The organism is Neobacillus sp. CF12 (assembly GCF_030348765.1).
Taxonomy (GTDB): Bacteria; Bacillota; Bacilli; order Bacillales; family Cytobacillaceae; genus Neobacillus.
In genome coordinates, this window is the sequence record NZ_JAUCEU010000007.1 from 6,053,529 (window position 1) to 6,070,168 (window position 16,640).

Consider the following 16,640-nt stretch of genomic DNA (forward strand, 5'->3'; position numbering starts at 1 on the left):
AGTATTGATAATTAATTGGGCTATTTCCAATGCATCTTCTTTTAACTCCATTTTATGATAATAATTGAATAATTCATTTTTCGAACGCTCAATTAAATAAGTGAAACCGAAGTATGCCAAGCGGTCAATATTAAGTATGAAATTTGCAAGCGATATTTGGGCAAACAATCCAGCAAAAGACATAATGTCCTATTTTTCATCGATGGGTACTACATCTACATTAGATTTTAAACCGGAAATGTCTGCTCCTGGAGGAAATATTTATTCTAATGTACCAGGGACAGAACCGAAAAGTATTGTCATTTTAGCGCTTGATTATGCAGGAAATGATCTTGGACTACGTGGGGAGATCAAAGCTATATTAAATCTAGTATGGCCATTCAAACGATTAGTGTAACTCCGACTACGGGTATTAACCAAACCAAATCAGCAAATATTTCTGCTTGGGCTTATAACCGAGGAGACTGAACAATTAATGTAAAAAATGCAAGTGGGCAAATTGTAGAGTCATGGATTGTTAAGAATGAAAATGAATTGAAAGAAAAATGGACACCTGATAAAAATCTCCCAAATGGCACGTATACGATTACAGTAGATCTCGTGACAAAAGACGGTTTTAAAGTAACGACAACACCTAAACAAGTAACGGTTCTTCAACAACCTTAAGAAATCAATTGATTTATTTAAAAGCTATCATTCCTAATTATTTTTGGAATTTGATAGCTTTTTTATTTGGGGAATATTTACGTTACCGGATTTATATGGTATTTATATTGGTATTAGTATCCTCGTTTAATATTAATAAATTTTAATTAATGTAACACCCCAATAATTACATAACCTTTTCTCGCACATCACCAATATTCCCCCAAGTAGAAATAGTAATATAATCCTTTTTAAATTAAAAATTCCAATTTTCTTGATTGGTTTTTCTTGTAAATCACACAATATTTTCAATATTAGTAAAGTATTGAGTATTAAGTGGTATTTTTTGCGAAAATTGTCGATTTATTAAGGCCTATATTCCCCCAATGTACGATTATTAAAATCTCAATTAATATTTTAGTATATTTAAGTATTAAGAAAATTATTAATACTTAAATATTTGAGCGCTAATTTGTAAAATGCTCAACAGCTTATTAAACCTTGAACCCTGAAAGTTTTTGGATTTCATAAGCTCGTATTTTAATAGTTTATAAGGAGGGTAAAAAATGAGTAAGAGAATGGGACAAACAAAGAGAGTATTATCTATCTTTGTGTTGATTGCAATGCTTTTAAACATTGCGTTGCCTCAGAGTTTAACACTCGTACAAGCCGCTGCTGGCAAAAGTCAGCAAAGCAAGTCCAGTGAAACTTTTAATGCAGAAGAAGTAAACCGTATTCTTAAAGGACTAACTCCAGAGCAAAAAGCAAACATTAATAAGCTGACTGGAGCAGAAAATTCGCAAAAAATCCATGTGAATCAAAAGGAATTGCGTAGTACAGAAAATATCAATGTTATCGTTCAATTTAAAGTTGATCCAGCTAAGATTCAAATCATCAAGCAATCATTGGCTAAAGGCGGGGCTTCATTAAACAGCCAAGCTTTTGCAAGCGAGTTTTCTGAAGCTAAGAAAAAGGTGGAAGCCTCTCATGCTAATTTTAAAAGTTTTGTGAAAACAAACCAACCTAAGCCGCAAATCATTGGCGGAAAGTCTGCTAAAACTAGTATGAATATTACTAGAGAATATTCAGAAGCATTTAACGGAGTATCTTTAACTCTACCTGCAAATATGGTTGAAACAGTTGCAAATAATCCAGAAGTTGCTTCTGTTTGGCCTCAAGTAGAATACCATGCAGCTGATCAAGGAACTGCTGCACAAACATCAGAGACAAGTGGTTCTGTCGGTAAGCCAACAGCAGGCCTTACCTTTATGGGAATTGATAAACTTCAAGCAGAAGGCCATACAGGTATTATTAAATCTGGTCCTCGTGCGGGTCAAAAAGTTAAGGTCGGTGTATTAGACACAGGTATCGACTACAATCACCCTGATTTAAAGAAAGTATATAAAGGTGGCCATGACTTAGTTAATTCAACAGTCGATGCAAATGGTGATGTTATTTATATAGATGACAATGACCCAATGGAAACGATCTATCCTGATTGGGAAGCTGCTAAGGCGAATCCAAATCCAATGGTTGGTCCACCTCCTGCGGATTATAAAAAATATATCACATCACACGGATCGCATGTTTCAGGAACTATTGCTGCAAGCACGACAAGTAATAATGCCATGTATTCAGCAAACGGTGTTGCGCCAGATGTTGATCTCTATGGGTATCGTGTTTTAGGGCCAGGCGGTCGAGGGACAGCAGACTCTGTACTGAAGGGAATTGACCAATCAGTAAAAGATAATATGGATGTCATCAATCTTTCTCTAGGTGCTAATATTAATGATCCATTGTACCCGAATAGTGTTGCCATTAACAATGCTACTCTATCAGGTGTAGTGTGTCTAGTTGCAGCAGGTAACGCTGGACCTGGTCAAGCTACTGTTGGTTCTCCAGGAACTTCACCATTAGGGATCACTGTTGGTGCAAGTAGTATTCCTGAGCAAATTCCAACATTGACGATTGCGAATGGTTCAGCTACGTATAAAGCTCGTTTATTCGGTAAGAGCTTTGCAAATTCAGATAATCCTTTCGCAGGACAAACTTTACCAATTGTTGATGTTGGTTTAGGTAGTGCGGCAGATTACGCGGGTAAAGATTTAACAGGAAAGATTGCCTTAGTACAACGTGGCGGAGATCTCCTAAATGTAAAAATGACCAATGCTAAACAATCCGGCGCAGCTGGAATGATCATTTGGAATAACAAGGCTGAAGAGGACAACCAAGGCTATATCAATGCTAACTTAGGCGTAAGCATGGACTGGACTTATGCGATTTCATTGACAGAAGCGGATGGAAAAGCCCTTTCAGAAGCGGTATCTGGTAAAAGTAATGCAACCATTACTTTCCCGAATACACTAGATGCACCCGTTCTTAAAAATGGGGACGAGTTGGCAAACTTTAGTTCTACAGGCCCAGTGAAGGATTGGAATATTAAACCAGATGTTGTAGCACCTGGTGTCAATATTCTTTCTACAGTTCCTTACGATGTTTGGGGACCACAAAATAATGCAACAACAATTGATTACACTTATGCTTATCAGCTAATGTCTGGAACTTCAATGGCAACACCTCATACTGCAGGTATTGCTGCATTAGTTTTTGCTGCACACCCTGACTATACGCCGGCAGATGTTAAGACGGCTTTAATGAACACGGCTAAAGATATTAACACAGATTCAAAGACATACAGTGTGTATCAAGTTGGTGCTGGACGTGTTGATCCTGCACGCGCAATAAATGCCGATGTGAAAATTCAAGTATTGGATAAAGTATTTTCAAGAAATGAAGCTCAAAATATAGTGCAGATTGAAAACATTACTGGTAACCTTTTCTTCGGCTTTAAAGGTAGAGGAGAGGGTGCTCCAAGTGGCTCTGACGATGTGATTCAGTCTAAAAACTTAAAGATTGTAAACAGCGGTACGAACAATAAAACATTTAATGTAAGTAAGCAGTTTATTACGACAAAGTTTGCTCAGTCAAATCCAGTAGGTCCTGGAACAGGAAATAATGTCAAGATTGATATTTCTACTGGCAGCTCACCAGTGACTTCTATTGATGTAAGTGGTGGTAGCGCAGTTAACGCAAAAGCAACAATTACGGTTCCAGCAAATGCAATTGATGGAACTTACGAGGGCTATGTTAACTTTGTAAATGCGGCTGACCCAACTGATTCTTATCGCATTCCTTTCACAATCATTATTGCTGAAAAAGGAATTAATTTTAAAGTAAACCTCAAGGCGTTCTCACCAGGAGAAAGGTATACTGGAAACTTTAGTCCAGCAGCTAGCATCGATACTTCAGCGTATTCTTTTTCTGTGAATAGTGGAATGGAAAGTATCTATGTCGTTGTGAAGGATAAAGATGGAAATTATATAGGTGTAGTACAGGATGTACAGGCAATTGATGCGGCAGGTCCAGGTGTTCAGTATGGTCCTATTTATATTCTAACTGGAGGAAAATATCTTCCATTTACAAAGCCTTATAATGGCACACTTGATCAATCTGGAATTGACACAACGCCAGCAGTCTTAAAAGAAGGTGCTTATACTCTAGAGATTATTGCAACGGATGCTTCTGGTGCACACTATACAGCTAATGATACAGTTTATGTAGATTATACAGCACCAACTATTACAATGGACGCTGACTCGAAACCAGGAATTTATGAAATCGATCCTACAGGCTATTTACCTGGACAAGAGATTAAAGGATTTTATGGTAAGGTTTATGACAATAATATTGACGTCATGAAAAATAACGGTGAAACCTCGGTTCCTAATTGGAACGATCCTAGTCATCCTTCACCTGTCGATCAAGCTCTTAATAATGTTTGGGGTTACGAAGGGCCATGGCCAACCACAGTTTTTAGTACAAACGAAGAAGGTCGTTTCCATTTTGGGATTAGTCCTGAGGACATTACACCAGAAGGTAAAGATTTTAGGGTTTATCCAGTCGACTATGCTACATCTGGTGATATGGATACAACAACACAACAATATTACTTCATTAAAAAAGGCTCACCATATGTTACTCTTACATCATCTGGTGGTGTAGAATCAGTACCAAATGGACCTGTAGTTGTACCGAATCAAGCATTCAAAGGGACAATTGCAACTAAAAATGGTACTGGTATGATTGGTGGTAAATTTACAATCAATAATAGTAATCTTTACACTTTCAGCAATATCAGACTTTCGCAAGAATATTCACAGTATTTAGAAGGTAAAGGTATTACACCTACTTTAACTGTAAGTCAACCGTATAATGATTCATCTGAGGGTGGTCAATCTACAGATATTACGATCAGTGGAATTGGAGCAGCAGGAGCTCTTGATCATGATATGAATATTATTGAAGCAGATGTCACATATACAAGTCCAAATCCATTTGTTGGAGCAGCAGGTTATTTTGTTACAAAATCAAGCTTCACTTATTCAGATGCTGAAAAGAAAGTGGCTAACTTCGAAGTGAATTATCCAAATGTGAAAATGCCAACTTCAATGCTTACAGGTGGTCTCTTAGCTGAGTCTTTCATGCAAACTACACTTGGCGGTAGCTTTACAAACATTATCAGAGAAACTGGCGGAAAGGTTACGGTACGAGATAGTAATAACAACGTAGTTGCAGAAACAGACAAACCAAGTACCGATCAAAACTCCATTCAGTATCAGGGAAATTCGGGTGGTACTTATGGAGTGATAGCGCCTGTTAGTGATAACCCATATAATGTTGAAGTATTTATGCCAGGACACTTTAAGGACTATTACAAGTCGCCTGTTATTGGCTCAACGAAGTATGGCTATCGTTCAGGTAGTTATTGGGATAGACCTAATTATGAAGAACCTCTGTTATTAGCTGGGGATGTCAATGGGGATAACGTTATTGACATGAATGACTTAATTGCAGAAATTCAAGCCTTTGAAGATTATCAGTTCTTGTTCGGCCCTATAGGAGCAACCTCTGATGATAAAGTAGCTTTCTTTACGAATCCTACTACCGGTCATAGAAATAATGATATTAGCTGGTCTTTCACAGGTCAGAATCAATTTGGTGGATTTTCGTATAGTAAAATTGACTACAATGATTTCTACTATATTTTCAAAAACTTTGGTCAAGTGAATCAAACTGCAGTTAATGCTGGGATTTCGGTTCCAACTCCACAGCTTACTGTACCAAGTAATCAAACTATCACATCAAATAGAGGAAGCTATACTAGTCCAACGTTTGATACAGCTGTGAAAACACTTAGCTTAACTGCTGGAGATGATCTCAACAAAGTAAGAGCAGCCCTAAATTTCTCAGGACCTGCACAAAAGACTTCAGCTACTCAGTTGCCAACTTTACCAGATTTGAAAAATGGTTCGTCAATTGAGCTAATACCATCTAGCACAACAATCTTAGATGATATTGTTTGGAGAAAAGCGATTACTAAAGTTGAACTTGTTTTAGGTACAACTACTACAGATGTAACAAGTGCAGCAACAGTAAGTGAAGGATATAGATACTTTGATCCACTTAAAGGACCTACTAATGTACCTTCTAAAATTAAGTTGCCAGGATCCTTGTTTACTGCAACAGGAGCTTACAGTGTCAAATTTTATGCAACTGGATATACAACTGTAACAGTACCTTTTTCAATCGCAGATGTACCGATTCCAACACCGAATATTCCATTAGTAACCGATCCTTCAAAAGCACATATCGGCAAGGATTTAACTTTCACATTTACTGATGATGCGAATTGGCGTAATGGAATTAACAAAATCGTAGTTACAACAGGAGGAAATAAATCAGTAGATATAACCTCTTTGAGAGATGATAATAATAATTTGTACTACGATATCACTAATCCAGGTCAAATTACATTTAAGCCAGATTTATTTAAAACGAATACAACACTGACTAACAGCACTTCCTATCAAAATGCAACATTAGATCCAGGTGGAGCTAACTATTTACCGCAGACATATAAATTTGTTATCGATTCCACTTTTAACGGGACAGTTTACCCACAAAAAACGATTGGTGGAGATTCGACATTTGTTGCTGCACAAGCTGTCGGCTATAGTGTTACGTTTGATAGTGGAAATGGTGGTTCTCTAATTAATCCAATAGCTGTTGGATACCAACCAAGTAGAACAAGAGAGGGAACAGGATTTCCTATCGCAGGTACAAGACCAGCTCCAACAAGAAACGGATATAGTTTCGTTGAATGGCGTTTAGTTGATCCAGTAACTCATCAAGTAGCTACTAGTCAATGGAATCCAAATACAGTTTTAACTACTGATATTACCGTTTCAGCTAATTGGAAAATGAATTATACGCAAAACCTTTCACCTGTTGATAAAACTAAGCCAGATGGTGCGAAGTTCGCAGGTTTAGTGCTTGGTGAAGATAACCTGAATATCAACATTCCAGATTATGCAACGAATGTTTCATGGTTAACGGGTAAAGAGAAGATTGCAAAAATTGAAAAGACTTACAAAAAGTTAGATAGTTCCGGATTAACGATACCGACTACTTTAACTGAAACAATCGATCCAAGCACGTATGGTTTTACATCTAACACTGACGGTAGTGGAACACTTTCCTTAACAACTGCTACTGAAAAATATGCAAATGCTCATCCAACTGAAAAGTTTGCATTTAGTGAAGCGCCAAGTAGTTTGGGCTATTACACGTTAACGATTACATCAACCACAAACGATGTGATATCGATTCCGAATGTTAAACTTGGATATCGTGCTCATTTTGACTTAAATGGCGGAACGTTGAAGAATCCAACTAATACTGTTTTCAACGATAAGTTTGTAAATGGAAGAGTAACTTCACCGGATATGTCTGTTGCATCAACGATTATTGAAAAATTAGCAAATGGTGTACCACTAGCTATTAATCAAACACTTTACCTTGATGCCGCAAACACAAAGGGAATGGAATCAGACATTTCAGCGATCACTTTCAATGTCCTTAAAGACAATGTAAATTACTATGTATGTTGGACTAAAGCGGCGCCGGCAGTTTCCAAGGATACTGATGGAAACATAGTGGGAAGTGATATTACTTTAAAATTCACTGATGATGGAACATGGAAAAATAATATTACGAAAGTAAAAATTGGCTCAAAAGAATTAGTTCGTAATACAGATTACACCATTACTGACGGTGCGATCATATTAAACCATTATTTATTCACAGCTGGACAAAAAGTGAATGTAACGATTATTTCTGAGGGTTATCAAGATGTAATCGTCACTGATCAGGTTATCGGTCATTTAGTAACTTTCGATTCAAATGGCGGTGATTATGTAGCATCGCAAATAGTGGACTCTCGTATTACAAAACCTACTGTAGATCCAACAAAAGTTGGCTATAAGTTTATGGGTTGGTATACGGATGCAGCATTGACAACACCATTTGATTTTGCAAACATCGTAACAGAACCAACAACACTTTATGCTAAATACGCTTTAGCGACATCTATTGTATCAGCAGATACAAAAGATAACGTCCTTGGTAACGATATGACAATTGAATTCAGTGATGTTAACTGGGCTAAAGACATTACTAGTATTAAGCTTAATGGAACTACTGTAGATGTAACAAAATACAAAGTAGATCCTACTTTAGGTACCATCACTCTAGATAAGAGTCTCTTCACAAAAATAGGAGATTTTACGATTATAATTAGTGCAGCTGAATATGCAGATGTAACAGTTTCACAAAAAGTGATTACTGGTTATAATGTGCATTTCGTACTACCAAGTGACGCTCCAACTGAAGTGAAAGATGGTGTGAAAGACCAAAATGTAGCACGAAGAATCACAGAACCGGTTGTTTATGGTTATGATTTAGCTTGGTTTGCAGATGAAGAATGTACAATTCCTTGGGATTTCACAAGCTCGATCTATTCTGCAAAAACAATTTATGGAAAATGGTCACTTCATAAGTTTACTATTGTCTTTGATAGACAGGATGGTGGCTTAGTAGAAAGTAAGACAGGAGATTATAGCAAAACAATCAATGCTCCAACAGCACCAATAAGATCAGGTTATGCATTCCTTGGTTGGTATAAGGATGCTGAAGGTAAAACAGCATGGAATTTTGCGAGTGATAAAGTGTCAGGCGATACAATACTTTATGCAAAATGGGCAGCTGGTGTAGAAAACCATGGTGTTTACAACCAGGATGTTAAAATCAGCTTTAATGAAGCAACCGCTAAATTAGATGGAAAAGATTTCACAAGCGGTACGGCTGTTACTGGAGAGGGTAACTACACATTAGTGATAACGGACGCAGCCGGAAACGTATCAACCGTGAAATTTACAATTGACAAAACAGCTCCTAAAGCACCAATTGTGAATAAAGTGACCTCCACGGCTAAAGTCGTAACAGGTAAAGCTGAAGTTGGCTCTACGATTTTAATAAAAGCAGGCACAAAAACACTTGGCACAGGAACAGTTGATAGCAATGGTAAGTTCACTGTTTCAATTGTAAAACAAACCGTAGGTACACACCTTTACGTAACAGCAATTGACAAAGCTGGAAACGAAAGTTCTGCTACGAAGGAAACGGTAAGCAAATAAGAAACAAGAAAGATCCCTGAAAAATTTTCAGGGATCTTTCTTGTTTAATTGAAAAAGGAGGAAATCATCCTCCTTTAGACTATAAATAAATTTTAAGTGTTTATTAATAAGTTTGCAATTTCCAATGCTTTATCCGGTAAATTATTATTAGAATAATAATGAAATAATTCTTTTTTTGAACGCTGTATCAGATAAGTATACCCAGAATTAGAAAACATAGGTAATGCTTTATTAAGTAAATATTGATGATATTCTTTTTCTTTAGATTTTAATAAATAAAGTAGAAGTTTAAATAGATGGATATATAATAATTGCTTTATTCTTATTGCAATTGTTAATCCATCTTCTGCGTGTTGTATGAGTTGATCGTTTGCAATAAGGTTCCCATCAAAGGAACTGCGAATAAAACCTTCTAAAGAAAGTAAGTAGACAGGAGAATCAAGATTCTTTAAGGACATAGATTCTTTATAAAACGTACTTGCTTGCTTATAGTCTTTTCTTCGGTAGTATTCTGCCGCTAAATTATGCAATACTTTTGCCTTTCGCTCAGGGGCATTACATAATTCACAGCTTATGATTAATTTTTTATATCGGTTTATTATTTCTTCATTACCATCATCATCTTCAACTTGAATGATCATAAGCATTTCTGCATCAATAACTCGAAGATAGTTATTTATATCATGAAAGAAATTATGGGATTTATCAGCATAATAATAAGCCAAAACGGGTGATTGTATAGTATGGTAAGCTATTGCTAGGTGATAATAATATTCTGGATTATTATAATTTTGAATTTGTATGGTTTTTAATATTTGAATCGCTTTGACGTACTCTTGTTTTTCTAAATAGTAACTACCCAAAACATGTTTTAAAAGATTGCTTTCAAATAATGTTAGTTTGTTTTCTATTTTTTTGATTTTCTTAATGATTTTGTATGCTTCCTGACATTTATGATGCATTAATAGATATCTGGCCCGAAGTAATTGATACATATGAAAATATTCCGAAATTTGAATTAATTCTTCTTGTTCTAGTTCACCATTAATTTGGGACATATCTTTAAAAGATTGCATAATGATTGCTTCATGTAATTTGAATATTTGTTGTTTTACACCTAAAAGTTTTTTTATTTCTGTCTCCATATTTATTCCCAGGCGTTTGCATATTAAAGCAATGATTTCAGTTGCAAAAGTTGTTTGATTGCATTCGATTTTACTAATATGTGTAATGGAACATATATCTTTCCCTAATTGCTCTTGAGTTAGTTTGTATTTCTCACGATAAAACTTGATGATTTTCCCCTCATACATAACTAATATCCTCCTTAGCCAATTTCCCCATTGAAACAACTTACCAGATAACATTCTACATTCTTCAAAATATTAAGTACATTTAGAAAAATGGAGTATCTTGTGAAGTAATACTTAAGAAGACATCAAATAAAAATATGCAAAAAATAAAGCTGCCACTGCTGCAGCGAAATCTTCATTTCAATAGCTTGAAAAGGAATGGGAATAGAGATTCTGGGGAAAATATGTAAAACTTTCCGATTTGGAGAAAAGAGGTACCTTTAATGAAAGCCGACCGATCACTAGACCAAAACGAGAAGTCGCTGCAGGAAATGCTATTCCATAGCTCAGACTTCAAAACGAGCGATTTCGTGGCCGGCCACCGACATTTTCGGCTTTTTTATTTCGATACAATGATTGAGCTTACTGTGGTACAGGAACACATTATCCGCCCATTGCTTGGCAACAGCGACGTTAGCGTACGTGAAGCTGTGTCCATTCTAGAATATAGTGAGACCGATCTTATAACGGTTGCATCGACAGCGATCGTCGCAGGGAAGACGGTTGTTCAAATTGAAGGCGAAGCGAAGTTCTATGTGCTTGGAACCGAGCTTAATAAAGAACGCGCGGTAAATATTCCGGTGAACGAACGGGTACTGCGCGGTTCCAACCAAGCGTTGATCGAAAATCTGGATACAAATCTCAATTTGATGCGTAAGCAGATCGCGTCGCCAGATCTTGTCGTAAAGTTCTACCAGCTTGGCCGTAGGTCGAATACAAAAGTTGCGGTACTTTACCTACGGTCTCTCGCCAACGAAAATGTTCTAGAGGAGTTTGAGCGCAGGATCGAGGGCATCGACATTGATTACGTCGAAGCGCCCGGGTTTATTCAAGAAATGATTGAAGACAAAAAATTCTCGATGTTTCCCAAAATGCTTGTTACCGAAAGACCGGACCGGGTAAAATCTTACTTGATGGATGGTAAAATCGCGATTTTAACCGACGGTTCGCCAAATTCCCTGATCATTCCGGTTTCGTTCTGGGCGTTCTTCCAAACCCCCGACGATTACCAAACTGGCTGGCTTTTCGGCAGCGCATTCCGGTTTCTTCGGATCTTCAGCTTTATTATCGCAATGTGCCTGCCTGGCACTTACGTGGCCCTTGTCACTTTTGATCCACGTATTGTCCCGTTCGAAATCGCACTGACGCTGCAAAGCACAATGCAATACATCGCGATGCCACCAGTACTTGAAGCGTTCGCTATGCTGTTCATACTCGAAATCTTGCGAGAGGCGACCGTCCGTCTTCCAAGTTCAATCTCTAATACAATCGGCGTGGTAGGAGGCATTGTCATCGGTACCGTCGTTGTTGAGGCCAATCTGATTTCCAACATGATGGTCATCGTAGTGGCGCTCACAGCTATTGCTTCATTTATTATTCCTTCCTACGAAATGAGTAACGCGGCCCGAATTTTGACTTACCCGTTCATTGTGATGGCCTCGATTTTCGGGCTAATCGGTTTGGTGATTTCATTCCTATTGGTAATTACGCATTTGGCCCGTTTAAACACGATGGGCATACCGTACTTTTACTCGGGGATTAGTGGCGATACGGTCAAGGATACATGGTTAAGAGGGCCAATCAGGAGCTTGAAAAAACGCCCGCAGGAAAGCTTGGCAAAAGACGAAATAAGAATAAGTGCCCGAAGGGGAGGGACTGAATGATACACTTAGAAAAAATCTCTATCAACCAACTTATTTGCCTCGTTATTTTGACCCAAATCGGCGTTAGCGTTTTAACGATCCCTTACGCACAAATCCGCTACTCGGGCAACGACTCGTGGATGTCCATCCTTATTGGGGGAGTGATTGCTCAAGCAGTCATCCTGATCAACTATCAACTTGGAAAGAGATATTCCAATCGGTCGTTGCCCCAGTATATGTCTGCTATAGTTGGAAAGCCGTTAGGATCGGTCGTGAACTTCCTGTTTGCCGCGTACTTCGCGCAAAATATTTTCATGGTTACTATCACTTATGCTGATGTCATCAACCGCTGGGTGTTATTTCAGACTCCTTGGTTTGTGTTAATCGGAGTATCTTTCACAATTGCAGCGTATATCGCTTCATCTACACTCCGGTCAATGGCTACAGTTACGCAGATGATTATGCTTTTGTTTCTGATTTGCATTGTGATCATATTCGTAAGTGGATTGGGAAAAGGGGACTTACGTCATTTTTTGCCAATCGGTACTCACGGGATCGGACCGCTTATTAAGGGTGCTGTCCCTTCGTTTTGGTTGTACTCGGGATATGAACTTCTTCTGTACGCTTTTCCATTTGTAAGATCCTGTAAGAAGAAGGATATCGTAATGGCAATGTCGGCCGCCAATGGATTTACGACCTTTTTTTACATATTCATAACAGTCATTGTTATGTACAACTTCAGCGAAAGTCAATTGAAGTCCATCCCGGAGCCGATGGTGTTCATTCTCCGTAAATTCAGATGGCCAGTTGTTCAAAGCCTCGATATTCTATTTATGACGATTTGGCTATCTGTGGTTACGGTAACGGTGTATGTTTATTTGTTTTTGTCAGCCCGTTATTTGGCATTCATTGGAAGTAAAGAAATCCGCAACCATCCTTTTTTGGTATGGATTTTAGCGGTTGTTTGCTTCGGATTCGGATTAGGGGGCTCCGACCGGCAATGGCAGTCCCGATTTTCCGACTATCATAATATTGCTACTGCTATTATGATTGCCATTGTGCCGACAATTCTGCTTCTCGTTTCTCTAGTACGGGGAAAGGAGAGTGGAGGATGAAAAAAGCAGTAATTGCAATTTTGATGGTGATCCTCTTAACCGGTTGTTGGGATCGATTACCACTGAAAACTCTTAATATGGTTGATATCGCTGGTATCGACCTGGACAAGGAGAATGGTGACGTTTTGCTCCATTATATCGTCACGGAGCTTAAAAATGTAGGTCAAGGTAGTGGGGATCCGTCCTCTAAAGTAACGGAGCTAAAAGGACAAAGTTTAATCGAAGCTGTCGGCGAAGGTGAATATACAGAAAAAGGCCCTTTCTTAGGGATCCACACTGGAATCTATTTATTAAGTAAGAGTTTTGCGACGGTTGATCCAGTTCAAGAGCTTACTTTTGTACTTAACGCGCCATATACGGCGATTAATTCTCCTGTAGTTATTTTAGATGGGAACATGTCTAAGATTTTTAAAAGTAAAATAGGTACTAATAAAAAATTTACAGGAGATCTAAACGAATTTGTTACGTCTTTAGAAAAGCATGGAATTGCACCAAACGTTTCCTTGATGAATTTAATACTATCTCGAAAAGATCCATTGGAATGTATCGCGGTGCCTTTGCTGAAACAATATAACTCTTCAATGGTATTAGGCGGCGCCCTATTATATCGTCAAGGTAAGTATACTGGCAAGGAGCTAGACAAAGACCAAGTCCAAATGTTGATGTTGATGTTAGAAAAGATCACAGGAAGGCAAAAGTTTACCGGAAATTTGACAAGAAAAGGTGAGGACAAAAACATCGATTACGGGTTTTCCGTCAAAAAAATAAATTCAAAGATTATCACCCACCCCGAATCGGGCGAATTGCCGAAAGTCAGCATCGAAGTCAGTATGCGAATTAATGTATTCAAACTTGACAAGTCAGTTCAAACACTTAAGCCCGATTACGTTAATCGAATGGAAAAAGAACTGAGTAAACATCTGGAAGAAAAAACGGCAGCGACGATCGAGACTTTGCAAAAAGCGAATTGCGACATTCTTGGCATCGGAAAGGAATTTAAGGCATATCATCCAGACATTTGGAAGTCTTTGAACTGGCGCAAAGACTTTCCGGAAATGTCAATTGAACCTAAATTCGAAGTGCAGATCCTTAACTCGTCAGAATAATAGCTCGGGTGGGCGCGTACTCAGATTGGGGAACGCGTCCAATGAATGACCACGGAGAATAAAAATCAAATGTAAAATGTTTTCAAAGATGATATTGTGGATCAAATCTGCTGAAAGTTGAGATGATAGTTTGAATTTTGAACAAATGGAGTATATAGTCAATGTTGCAAATGAGATGTCAATAACCAAAGCTGCAGAAAAATTATTTATTTCACCATCAGGGATGAGTCAATCCATAACACAGCTAGAAAATGAGCTTGGAATAAAAATCTTTAACCGAGCAAAACAAGGAGTTACCCCTACTTTTGAAGGTAAAATAGTTATTTCCAAAGCAATCGATTTACTTAAGACCATTAAAGAACTGAACAAAGAAATTTATGATTATAAAAATAGTAATCAAACTAATTTAAAAATTATTACAGCGCCCACCTTTTCTTTTGTAATTCAAGAAACAATGGTTAAGTTTAATTCAAGAAATCGTGATATTACATTCGAAGTTGTAGAGCAAAACCCTACAGATATTATTCAGAATTTCAACAAAGAAAACTATGACTTCGCTTTCATACATGCATCTTTAAATGAATTAAAAAGAGAAAAAAATATTTGTTTTGAACATATTCACGAGGGTCACATATGTATAGCGGTTGGTAAAAATTCACCTTATTATTCTTTCGATTTTGTAAGACTTAGTGATTTAGAGAATTCAAAATTTGTTCTATATAATTCATCGGATTATAAAAAGGTATTAAAATTAATTAAACTGAATCCCAATCAAGTTTTAATTAGATCAAATAGCAGCAGCCTTCTTTTCGAGTTGGTAAAAGAAAGTCAAGCCGTTTTATTTTTGCATGATTTTTCTATTATACATAGTCCCATGGTTAAAGATGGAGAAATAAAAATCATCCCTCTTAGGGAAGAAAATTATTTTCCAATTGATTTCTGGCTTATATATTTAGAAACCAAAGGTTTAACAAAGGTAGCGAAGGAATTTATTGATGACTTTTTTAAAAACCTAAAAAATAGAAATAAAAGTTAACCCAGTTAAATTTTCAAGCTAAAGTTCTTTACTCAGACTTCAAATTGAAGATTGCGTGGCGGTAACCGAAGTTACCGTCTTTTTTATTTGGATACAATGAATTAGTTTAGCTTGGTGCAAGACAATATTACGCCCTTTGCTTCCGCGCCTGGTTGTCTTTTTGTCAAATAATTCTATGTATAGATTCAAATTTAGTTTCAAATCCTATTAGTAAATAGATATTATTTCGAAAAACATTTCTAGTTAGAAAAACAGTTGAATGAGTGTATTGATTTTGGTTTGGAGGAGTCGTTTATCATGTTAAAAAAATTAATAAATGCATGGTTCATTCTCTTTTTATTAATATCTGTCGTTGGTTGTAACAGAGATTCCGATATGTCCTCTTCATCTAAAAAAACACATAATAGTTCAGAAGAATCCGTAACTCCGCTTCAAAATCGCGCAAATTCTAATCAAAAAGTCAAAATAACAAAAGCTTCTTATATAAAACAGGAGAAGACGAAGAATGGAAAAACAATCTATACCACGAAATATCCTGCATCAATAGCTGTTGTTGTAAACAAAAAAATTTACCTGCCCAAAAATTATGTTCCTAAGAATTTAATTTATCCCAATACTTCTTTTATTTTTAAGGAAAAAGTAGAAAAACGTAAATTGCGGAAGGAAGCAGCGGTTGCTTTAGAAAAAATGTTTGCAGCAGCAAAAAAGGATAAAATTTATTTGAGTGGAGTATCTGGATATCGTTCTGAGGCAACTCAAACGGCGGTTTTTAATCGATATGTAAAAAGGGATGGTTACGAAAAGGCAATAACATATAGTGCTATTCCGGGTACAAGTGAACACCAAACGGGATTGGCAATTGATGTTAGTGGAAGTACTGGGAAGTGTGCAGCGGCTTCATGCTTTGCCGATACAAAAGAAGCGAAATGGATAGATAGAAATAGCGCTAATTTTGGATATATTGTACGTTATCCAAAAGGAAAAGAGCATGTTACGGGCTACAAATATGAGCCTTGGCACATTCGCTATGTTGGCCCTGACATAGCAAAAGATATGAAGAAACGTAATTTGACATTAGAAGAGTATTACGGTATTTTCCCTATTATTAAATAACCTGCGTTTCACCGAGGTGAAAACGTGAAGATTAGG

General features: G+C 37.2%; 9 protein-coding genes. 8 read left to right on the forward strand and 1 reads right to left on the reverse strand.

All coding sequences use genetic code 11. The annotated features are described in order from the left end of the window. Positions 1-136 precede the first annotated feature (136 nt). From QUG14_RS29230 to QUG14_RS29240, 3 genes are all read left to right on the forward strand, one after another. The gene (locus QUG14_RS29230) at positions 137-397 is read left to right on the forward strand and encodes a hypothetical protein (RefSeq protein ID WP_289343940.1); all 261 of its coding nucleotides are present in this window, start codon (positions 137-139) and stop codon (positions 395-397) included. A 137-nt stretch (positions 398-534) separates the two neighbouring features. Next, positions 535-666: a hypothetical protein gene (locus tag QUG14_RS29235; RefSeq protein ID WP_289343941.1), complete on the forward strand. Its 132-nt coding sequence runs from the start codon at positions 535-537 to the stop codon at positions 664-666. Between the two features lie 545 nt (positions 667-1,211). After that, a complete protein-coding gene (locus tag QUG14_RS29240; RefSeq protein ID WP_289343942.1) occupies positions 1,212-9,239 on the forward strand; it encodes a S8 family serine peptidase in 8,028 nt (2,675 codons plus the stop codon). A gap of 92 nt (positions 9,240-9,331) precedes the next feature. On the opposite strand, the gene QUG14_RS29245 is transcribed toward QUG14_RS29240, so the two are convergent. Beyond that, entirely contained in the window at positions 9,332-10,552 is a 1,221-nt protein-coding gene (locus QUG14_RS29245) for a helix-turn-helix domain-containing protein (RefSeq protein ID WP_289343943.1), read from the reverse strand. Positions 10,553-10,815: 263 nt separating this feature from the next. On the opposite strand from QUG14_RS29245, the gene QUG14_RS29250 reads away from it, so the two are divergent. From QUG14_RS29250 to QUG14_RS29270, 5 genes are all read left to right on the forward strand, one after another. Next, positions 10,816-12,255: a spore germination protein gene (locus QUG14_RS29250; RefSeq protein ID WP_289343944.1), complete on the forward strand. Its 1,440-nt coding sequence runs from the start codon at positions 10,816-10,818 to the stop codon at positions 12,253-12,255. Next, positions 12,252-13,349, forward strand: a complete 1,098-nt coding sequence (locus QUG14_RS29255; protein WP_289343945.1) for a GerAB/ArcD/ProY family transporter — start codon at positions 12,252-12,254, stop codon at positions 13,347-13,349. Before QUG14_RS29250 ends, QUG14_RS29255 begins: the two co-directional genes overlap by 4 nt. After that, on the forward strand, positions 13,346-14,455 hold the full coding sequence (locus QUG14_RS29260) for a Ger(x)C family spore germination protein (RefSeq protein WP_289343946.1): 1,110 nt from the start codon (positions 13,346-13,348) through the stop codon (positions 14,453-14,455). Before QUG14_RS29255 ends, QUG14_RS29260 begins: the two co-directional genes overlap by 4 nt. A gap of 130 nt (positions 14,456-14,585) precedes the next feature. Further along, positions 14,586-15,491 (forward strand): LysR family transcriptional regulator, encoded by a 906-nt coding sequence (locus QUG14_RS29265; protein ID WP_289343947.1) that lies wholly within the window; start codon positions 14,586-14,588, stop codon positions 15,489-15,491. A gap of 297 nt (positions 15,492-15,788) precedes the next feature. Then, entirely contained in the window at positions 15,789-16,604 is an 816-nt protein-coding gene (locus QUG14_RS29270; protein ID WP_289343948.1) for a M15 family metallopeptidase, read from the forward strand. The last annotated feature ends 36 nt before the right edge of the window (positions 16,605-16,640 follow it).